The organism is Anaerovorax odorimutans (genome assembly GCF_024459955.1).
Taxonomy (GTDB): Bacteria; Bacillota; Clostridia; order Peptostreptococcales; family Anaerovoracaceae; genus Hominibacterium; species Hominibacterium odorimutans_A.
On record NZ_JANFXK010000279.1, the window covers coordinates 1 to 208 of the forward strand.

Consider the following 208-nt stretch of genomic DNA (forward strand, 5'->3'; position numbering starts at 1 on the left):
AATTTACCTAATAAAGACATGTTCAAACCAAATACGAAGAAATACATAGGTGCATATTTGTTTGGGATGTGTGCTTATATTGTAGTTATTATTGTTTCAATAGTAGAGATGATCATCATTTCGGCCGTACTAAGAGGAGTTGGCCTGGGTTATAGTCTCCTGCATTTTGAAGACGTGGGAGCGTTTGGGTATCATAGCATGTTCCTAT

At 37.0% G+C, this 208-nt stretch carries 1 protein-coding gene; it reads left to right on the forward strand.

The window, feature by feature from the left end:
* Nucleotides 1-208: hypothetical protein (locus NE619_RS18770; protein ID WP_256133956.1), on the forward strand; the 208-nt coding region annotated here is incomplete at both ends.